The 7,369-nt window shown below is 69.5% G+C and carries 8 protein-coding genes, 1 other RNA gene and 1 pseudogene; 3 read left to right on the top strand and 7 right to left on the bottom strand.

Translation table 11 applies throughout. The features are described 5' to 3' along the window. The 4 genes from ftsL to rnpB all read right to left on the bottom strand — a co-directional run. Nucleotides 1-374: cell division protein FtsL (gene ftsL / locus HLH48_RS22250; RefSeq protein ID WP_456305422.1), on the bottom strand; the 374-nt coding region annotated here is incomplete at its 3' end. Beyond that, on the bottom strand, nucleotides 371-1,375 hold the full coding sequence (gene rsmH, locus HLH48_RS22245; protein ID WP_246387716.1) for a 16S rRNA (cytosine(1402)-N(4))-methyltransferase RsmH: 1,005 nt from the start codon (nucleotides 1,373-1,375) through the stop codon (nucleotides 371-373). The genes ftsL and rsmH, both read right to left, overlap by 4 nt. 5 nt (nucleotides 1,376-1,380) lie before the next feature. Continuing rightward, a complete protein-coding gene (mraZ, locus tag HLH48_RS22240) occupies nucleotides 1,381-1,863 on the bottom strand; it encodes a division/cell wall cluster transcriptional repressor MraZ (RefSeq protein ID WP_182999641.1) in 483 nt (160 codons plus the stop codon). A 321-nt stretch (nucleotides 1,864-2,184) separates the two neighbouring features. Then, nucleotides 2,185-2,597, bottom strand: an RNA gene (gene rnpB, locus HLH48_RS22235) — RNase P RNA component class A. Between the two features lie 85 nt (nucleotides 2,598-2,682). On the opposite strand from rnpB, the gene HLH48_RS22230 reads away from it, so the two are divergent. Next, on the top strand, nucleotides 2,683-3,669 hold the full coding sequence (locus tag HLH48_RS22230; protein WP_182999640.1) for an alpha/beta hydrolase: 987 nt from the start codon (nucleotides 2,683-2,685) through the stop codon (nucleotides 3,667-3,669). On the opposite strand, the gene petA is transcribed toward HLH48_RS22230, so the two are convergent. From petA to zwf, 3 genes are all read right to left on the bottom strand, one after another. After that, nucleotides 3,635-4,267, bottom strand: coding sequence for a ubiquinol-cytochrome c reductase iron-sulfur subunit (petA, locus tag HLH48_RS22225; RefSeq protein ID WP_182999639.1), 633 nt, complete (start codon nucleotides 4,265-4,267; stop codon nucleotides 3,635-3,637). The two genes, HLH48_RS22230 and petA, sit on opposite strands and share 35 nt — an antisense overlap. An 82-nt stretch (nucleotides 4,268-4,349) precedes the next feature. Then, entirely contained in the window at nucleotides 4,350-4,811 is a 462-nt protein-coding gene (locus tag HLH48_RS22220; protein WP_182999638.1) for a hypothetical protein, read from the bottom strand. Continuing rightward, on the bottom strand, nucleotides 4,808-6,289 hold the full coding sequence (gene zwf, locus HLH48_RS22215; protein WP_182999637.1) for a glucose-6-phosphate dehydrogenase: 1,482 nt from the start codon (nucleotides 6,287-6,289) through the stop codon (nucleotides 4,808-4,810). The genes HLH48_RS22220 and zwf overlap by 4 nt, the downstream gene beginning before the upstream one ends. A 263-nt stretch (nucleotides 6,290-6,552) precedes the next feature. Between zwf and HLH48_RS22210 the strand changes: the two genes are divergently transcribed. Both HLH48_RS22210 and HLH48_RS22205 read left to right on the top strand, forming a co-directional pair. Next, nucleotides 6,553-6,828, top strand: a complete 276-nt coding sequence (locus HLH48_RS22210) for a DUF2312 domain-containing protein (RefSeq protein ID WP_114727655.1) — start codon at nucleotides 6,553-6,555, stop codon at nucleotides 6,826-6,828. A gap of 152 nt (nucleotides 6,829-6,980) precedes the next feature. Continuing rightward, nucleotides 6,981-7,369, top strand: a pseudogene (locus HLH48_RS22205) (hypothetical protein); the annotation flags it as partial.

Genomic DNA, 7,369 nt, shown 5'->3' with positions numbered 1-7,369 from the left:
GTCGCCGGCGCGGGCGCCGGCGGGGGGGCGGGCAGGCTGTCATGCCGGGAGGCGCGGGGATCGACCGCCGCCAGGGGGCGCGATCCGGGCGCGGGCAGGCGCTCGGCCAGCGAGGCCATCTGGATGAACTGGGTGGGCGCCATCGGGTGCATGTCGGGCAGGAAACGGGCCGCCAGGCTGCCCAGCCGGTCGGGTTGGTTCAGCAGCGCCCATTCCGCGCGCAGCATCGCCGTCTGTTCGCGGATATGCTGGGTGTCGCCGACGATCTGCGCGATCTGCTGGTCCAGAAGCGTCGTCTGGTGCTTCTTGGAATAGAGGAACAACCCGGACAGGCCGGCCATCACGGCGCAGAGGACGGTAAAGGTTCGCATCATGAGCGGCGCTCCGCGTGGCTGGTGTCTGACTGGTCCGCGAGGGGAAGGCGTTCGATCGCGCGCAGGCGGGCGCTGCGGGCGCGGGGATTGGCGTGGGTTTCGGCGTCGCCGGGGCGTAGCGTGCGCCCGGTCAGCAGCCGGTAGGCCGGGGCCTGCTCCGGGGGCTGGATCGAGCGCGGGTCGTGGCGCGAGGGACCGGGCAGGCGGCCGGCCGCGCGATGCATGGCCTGCTTGACCAGCCGGTCTTCCAGCGAATGGAAGGCCACGACCACCAGCCGGCCGCCGGGCGCCAGCATGTCCAGCGCCTGGTCCAGGCCCGCGCGGATCTGGCCCAGCTCGTCATTGACGTGGATGCGCAGGCCCTGGAACGACCGGGTGGCGGGATCGATGCCCGAGCGGTCGCCCGGCACGACCGAGCGGATGATTTCGGCCAGCCGGGCCGTCGTCCGGATCGGCGCCTGGGCGCGGGCGGCGACGATGGCGCGCGCCACGCGGCGGGACAGCCGTTCCTCGCCATACTGATAGAGAATGTCCGCGAGGTCGGATTCGTCCGCCCGGTTCACGATGTCGGCCGCCGTGGGGCCGGTGTCGCCCATCCGCATGTCCAGCGGCCCGTCATGGCGGAACGAGAACCCGCGCGCGCCTTCGTCGATCTGGAAGGAGGAGAGCCCGAGATCCATCACCACGCCATCCAGCGCCGGGGCGCCGCGAGCGTCGAGCAGGGCGCGCATGGCGCCGAATCCGCCCTCGACCATATGCAGGCGGCAGGTGCCCTCGGCGGCGCGCAGTTCGGCCTGCAAGGCTTCGCCGCGCCGGATGGCGGCGGGGTCGCGGTCGATCGCCCACAGGGTGCAGCGAGCCGCCGCCAGGATGGCGCGGGCATAGCCGCCGCCGCCGAACGTGCCGTCCAGATAGGTCGCGCCGTCGCGCGGGGCCAGCATCCGGAGCACTTCGGCCAGCATGACGGGAATGTGGCCGGGTGCGGCGAGGGGCGCGGTCATCGCGGTCATGCCGTGCCTTCCGGGCGCGGGGCGGCCGGGCGGGAGCCGGGCACCGCGACCTGGCGCGAGCGGGTGCGGGCTTCCGCGCGGCGGCGCTCGGCGGCGGCGGGCTCCCAGATCTGGAAGATCTTGCCCAGCCCCATGAAGGCGACCGTCTCGGTCAGGCCGGCATGTTCCTTCAGCGGGTCGGGCAGGATGATCCGGCCCTCGCGGTCGGCGTCCATCGGATAGGCGTCGGCATAGAGGGCGGCGGCCAGGTCGTCATGGTCGTCGGAAAAGATGTCCAGCCGGTCCAGCGGCTGGCTCAGCGACGCGAAGGCCGCCGTCGGCCATGCCTCGATGCAGGGATGCAGGTGCGAGGGGCGCAGGACCACCAGCGATTCGCCGGCGGGTGCCTGGGCGCGGAGCGCGGTGCGGAAGGCGGCCGGAATCGAGACGCGGCCCTTGGCGTCGAGGCGATTCTGGTGGGTGCCAAGGAACACACTCACGCTATGCGATGCCCCCTTGGCTGGAATGGTTCTGGATGCAGGCGTGGCCGCGCGCCGGATGTGTGCCGCGTACTGGGTCTGCATGGGATATCATGGGATTTTATGGGACGTCAAATGAAACGCGCAGTGATTTTGGCGGAAAACCGCTGTTTTTTGAGAATTCGGCAAGTTGAGCGGCGGCGGGTTGCCAGTCTTCGTGCAGAATGGGGGCTTCAATGCCGCCCGACGACAGATGTTTATGTTATGTTCTAGTTAAATGAGATCAAAACAAGAACAAATATTGTGTGCGAGACTTGGTGGGGAAAGGAAGAGCGGGGAAATGAAGCCAGACGGTCTGTAAGCCGGGTTCTGTCCACCTTCGTAAGAAGGATAGGCGACCATTCCTCTGGGACGCGCCTCGCGGCACGCCTCACGCGACCAACCCGAACGACGGGGCGGAGGCGCCCCCGACGGTGCCGCGCGCGACCCGTCTGCCGTTCCTATTCGGTCTTGCTCCCGGTGGGGTTTGCCCTGCCGCCCGCGTTGCCGCGGGCGCGGTGCGCTCTTACCGCACCGTTTCACCCTTGCCCGCACCATCTCCGGCGAGCCGGAATGCCGTGGGGGCGGTTTGTTTTCTGTGGCACTTTCCCTGGGGTCGCCCCCGCCGGCCGTTAGCCGGCACCGTTCCTCCGTGGAGCCCGGACTTTCCTCCATCGCATGGAAATCCATGCGACAGCGGCCGCCCGACCGTCTGGCTGGCGGAAACTGACCGCGACCCCGGGTTGCGTCAAGGGGGAATGCGCCGCATCAGACAGAAGAGAGTTCGGGGGGAGGCGACGCATGGACCAGCCAGCTTCACGACGCCGGCGGCCGGGGTTGATGGCGCGCCTGCTGATGCGGCATCTGAACGGCCGCGCCACGCGCCGCGCGGAACGGCCGCGTACCCTCGACACGCTGCGCAGGGCGCTGGACCAGCCCTGTTTTCCGCAGGCCCTGTCCGCGCTGCCGCTGCGGCGCGTGCTGGCGCTGCGGATTCCCGGCGCCACGGAATTGCGGCCCGCGCGGCTGTATGTGCCCCATGGGCGGGTGCGGGGCGCGGTGCTGTTCATGCATGGTGGCGGATTCGTGCATTGCGGGTTGAATTCCCATCACGGGATCTGCTGCCGTCTGGCACGGGAATCGGGGGCGGCGGTCCTGTCCTACGACTACCGGCTGGCGCCGGAGCATCGTTTCCCCGCCGCGGTCGAGGATTGCCTGGCGGCGCTGGACTGGCTGGCGGGCGAGGCCTGGCGCTGGGGCGGGCCGATCGCGGTGGCGGGGGACAGCGCGGGCGGCAACCTGGCGGCCGTGCTGTCGCTGCTGGCGCGGGACCGGGGCGGCCCGGACCTGGCGATGCAGTTGCTGTATTATCCCTCGCTGTACGGCGCGCGGGACGTGCCGTCGCGCCATCGCTATGCCGAGGGCTATATGCTGACGACCCGGCTGATGGAATGGTATGCCCTGCAATATGCCCGCACGCCGGAGGACCTGACGCATCCGCTGCTGGCGCCGATCTTCGCCGATTCGCTGGCCGGCCTGCCGCCGGCGGTGATCGTGCCCGCCGAGTACGATCCGTTGCATGACGAGGCGACGGGCTATGCCGAGGCGTTGCGGGCGGCGGGCGGGCAGGCGGACGTGCGCTGCTTTCCCGGCACCATCCACGGCTATCTGAACCTGTATTCGTTCATGCCGTGGGGCAAGGCGGCGATCCGCTTCGGCGGCCGGCGCCTGCGCGCGGCCTTTGCGGCATCGGTCAGATCTGCTGGATCGTCGAGAAGTCGAAACTGACCCCGGGCGGGTTCTCGCCGATTCGGATCGTGGTGGGGGTTGGCATCGCGTATGGCGGGACCGGCAGGTTGTAGGGTGCCGGCGCGCCGATGAAGACCCGGCCGGCCAGATCGAATTTCGAGCCGTGGCAGGGGCAGGCATAGCCGCCCGGCCAGTTGGCGACCGGCGTCGCGGGATCGGGGGTGGGGGCGTAGGTCGGCACGCAGCCCAGATGGGTGCAGATTCCGACCACCACCCCGTAGGCGGGGACGATCGAGCGATGCCAGTTGGCGGCGTAAGGCGGCTGTTGCAGCGCGGCCGAGGACGGGTCGCGCAGCCGCGCCGCCAGCGCGGCCTGTTGCAGCCGCTCCAGCGCCTGGGGCGTGCGGTGGGTGATGAAGACCGGGCTGCCGTGCCAGACCACGGTGATCTGCTGGCCCGGGGGCAGTTTCGACACGTCGACATCGATCGGCGGGCGGACCGAGCCGGAATCGCCGGGGCGCAGGCTGTCGAGGAACGGCCACGAAAAGGCGGCCACCCCCGCCCCGCCGGCCGCCAGGGTCAGCAGGGTCAGGAAATCGCGCCGGTTGCCGGGGGCCGGGATATCGGTCGTGCTCATGGGCTCTGGTCGCTGGCGTGTGGCGGAGCCTGCCTGGAAACGCGCGTCGGACCGTCGCCGGCGCGCATGCCCGGGCGGGCGCTTAGTGGGGGAGAGGGTGGAAGGTGCCCGGCGAGCCCCAGTCGGTCAGGACCGTCTGGTCGATCCGGTCCACCTTGAGCGTGAACAGCTTGGGCAGCGTCTTGCTGTCTCCGGGGCAGGAGGCGGAATGTTTTTCCATCACGTCGAAGCGGGCGGCATCCGGTGGATCGTTGCCGTTGACGATGAACAGCAGGCAGCGGCCGGGGGTGTCGGTCATGCCGTTATGCGTGACCACGGTGCGGAAATGCTCGACCAGCGCGGTGTCGTCGAACCAGTTCGCGTGGCGGAAGGTGATCTGGTCCGCCGCCTGGTCCAGCCAGCCCATGCGCGCGGCCACCGTGGCCAGCAGCACCAGCGGCACCATCATCGCGACCCGGCGGACGATGCGCTGGCGCATCGTCCGCCGGGGGCGGCGCGGGGGCGTCCCGCTGGGGGCGGTCGTCTTGCCGGCTGGTGCCTTCATGCCATATCCTCATGCCACACGTGGCCGTCGCGGGCCAGCAGGGCGCGTGCCGCTTCCGGGCCCCAGCTTCCAGCCGGATAGGTGTACAGGGGAGCCTTGTCCTCGGCCCAGCCGCGCAGGATCGGATCGATCCAACGCCATGCGGCCTCGACCTCGTCACGACGGATGAACAGGATCGGGTCGCCGCGCACCACGTCCAGCAGCAGACGTTCGTAAGCGTCGGGGTAGCGGGTGCCGAACGCCTTCTCGAAGGCGATGTTGATGTCGGCCTGGCGCAGGGTGAGGCTGTCGGTGGGGGTCGGGTCCTTGGTCGAGACCGACAGGGTGACGCCCTCGTCGGGCTGGATGCGGATCAGCAGCCGGTTGGCGCGCGGCGTGCCGGGGAAGATCGACCAGGGCGCCGCCTTGAACTGGATGACGATCTCGCTGCATTTTTCCGCCAGGCGCTTGCCCGAGCGCAGGTAGAACGGCACCTTGCCCCAGCGCCAGGAATGCACCTCGGCCCGGATGGCGACATAGGTTTCGGTGTCGCTGGTCGCGTCCTCGCCCAGATCTTCCAGGTAGCTGGGCAGGGTGTGGCCGCCGGCGGCGCGGCCGCGCGCGTACTGGCCGCGCACGGTGAATGCCGCCACGTCGTCGGGGGAGATCGGGCGCAGCGCGCGCAGCACCTTCAGCTTCTCGTTGCGCAGGCTGTCGGCCTCCAGCGAGCCGGGCGGGTCCATCGCCACCAGGCACAGCACCTGCAACAGGTGGTTCTGGATCATGTCGCGCAGGGCACCGGACTTGTCGTAATACGGGCCGCGACCCTCGACGCCCACGGTCTCGGCGGCGGTGATCTGCACGTAGTCGATCGCGTCGCTGGACCACAGCCGCTCGAACACCGGATTGGCGAAGCGCAATGCGATCAGGTTCTGGACCGTTTCCTTGCCCAGGTAATGGTCGATGCGGAAGATATGGTTTTCGGGGAAATGCCGACCGACGCCGTCATTGATCGTGTCGGCGCTCTCCAGGTCGGTGCCGATCGGCTTTTCCAGCACGACGCGCGACTGCGCCGTCACCAGGCCCTGGGTGCTGAGATTTTCGCAGATCTGGCCGTACAGGCCGGGAGCGGTGGCGAGGTAATAGACGCGGATGCGGTCTTCCGGGCTTTCGGCCAGCAGGGTCTTCAGCGCGGGCCAGGTACTGTCGGGCTCGGCACCGTTGAGGCTGACATAATGGACCAGGTCCAGGAAGCGGCGCACCGTGCCGTCGGCGAGGTCGGCGGGCTTGACGAACTCGGTCAGGGCCTTTTCGGCGCGGCCCTGGTAGTCGGCGCGCGACAGGGGCGAGCGTGCGGTGCCGATGATCCGCGACTGGTCGGGGATCTGCCCGTCGCGGAAACGGTAATACAGCGCCGGCAGCAGCTTGCGCATGGTCAGGTCGCCGGTGGCGCCGAAGACGATATAGTCGAAAACATCGACGGGCGGGAGCTGGGGCATCGGGTAAGGCCTCCTTGCATCGGAACGTTGCGGCGCGGTCGTGGCCTGTGACGAGACCGGCATCGCCGTCATGGGGGGGATGAGCTGCCTGCAAGGGTTTGGGCTGAGGCCCGGCGACCTGTCAAGTTGCCTCAACTTGCCATTGACCGGTCGCCGAGGCCACGATAAGCCCGCCGTTCGCCGACCGGTTGCGGCCCGATCCATGATCCGGGACGGGCCGGCGGGGCGAAATTCCATTCCCCATGCTGGAGGCGGGCCGTTCCATGGACGCGGAAAATTTCGGTGATGACGACAAGGCGGCGGCGGTCGGCGGCATTGCCGCGGACCGGCTGCGCAGCATTATCGAGCGTGTCGAGCGGCTGGAGGAAGAGCGCAAGGCCCTGGCCGGCGATATCAAGGATATCTTCACCGAGGCGAAATCGGCCGGCTTCGACGTGAAGGTCATCCGCCAGATCATCCGCCTGCGCAAGCAGGAGCCGGCCGAGGTGGAAGAGCAGGAGACGCTGCTGGACATCTATCGCCGCGCCCTCGGCATGTAGGAAATCCGCCTTTCGAGGCGGATTTCATGTGCCGGCGGGTTGCGCCGGGGCCCGGTTCCCCGCCCGCGCGGGCGGTCACGCGATCCTTGCGCTCGTGGTGGCTGATCTGGTGACATGGGGATGGGGGTCGTTCTTTCCGTGGTCGTGCGCTGATGCCGTTTCCGTTTTCCGATTGGATGCCCTGGTGGCTCCAGCTTGTCCTGCTGATCCTGGGGATGCTGTTCGTCTTTCTGTGGATGCTGGTGCCGTTCGCCGTCTTCGGCGTGAAGGGGCGGCTGGACGCGCTGGCGTTGCAGATCGAGGACCTCCAGGCCGAGCTGCGTGTGCTGGCCGTGCGGCCCGAGGAGCGGATGCCGGCCCCGGCGGTGGCGCCGCGTGCCGCGCCCGCGCCGATCGTCGAGCCCGTATCCCCGGCCCCGCCGCCGGTGCGGGCGCCCGCGCCCGTTGCCGCCAGCGATGCCTATGTCGCGCGGCCCGAGCGCCCGGTTTCCCCCCGGCCGACCCGGTTCGATCCGCCGCCGGCCGCGCCGGCCAGCGCGCG

Source organism: Gluconacetobacter sacchari (assembly GCF_014174255.1).
GTDB classification, from domain to species: Bacteria; Pseudomonadota; Alphaproteobacteria; order Acetobacterales; family Acetobacteraceae; genus Gluconacetobacter; species Gluconacetobacter sacchari.
Note: the sequence above shows the minus strand (reverse complement) of the source record. Positions and strands in the feature narration are given on the sequence as shown.

Bases quoted from the DNA above. Each gene is read 5' to 3' on its own strand.
- zwf (WP_182999637.1), bottom strand. From the start codon at position 6,289: ATGCCCCAGCTCCCGCCCGTCGATGTTTTCGACTATATCGTCTTCGGC.
- rsmH (WP_246387716.1), bottom strand. From the start codon at position 1,375: ATGACCGCGCCCCTCGCCGCACCCGGCCACATTCCCGTCATGCTGGCC.
- HLH48_RS22220 (WP_182999638.1), bottom strand. From the start codon at position 4,811: ATGAAGGCACCAGCCGGCAAGACGACCGCCCCCAGCGGGACGCCCCCG.
- HLH48_RS22210 (WP_114727655.1), top strand. From the start codon at position 6,553: ATGGACGCGGAAAATTTCGGTGATGACGACAAGGCGGCGGCGGTCGGC.
- HLH48_RS22230 (WP_182999640.1), top strand. From the start codon at position 2,683: ATGGACCAGCCAGCTTCACGACGCCGGCGGCCGGGGTTGATGGCGCGC.
- petA (WP_182999639.1), bottom strand. From the start codon at position 4,267: ATGAGCACGACCGATATCCCGGCCCCCGGCAACCGGCGCGATTTCCTG.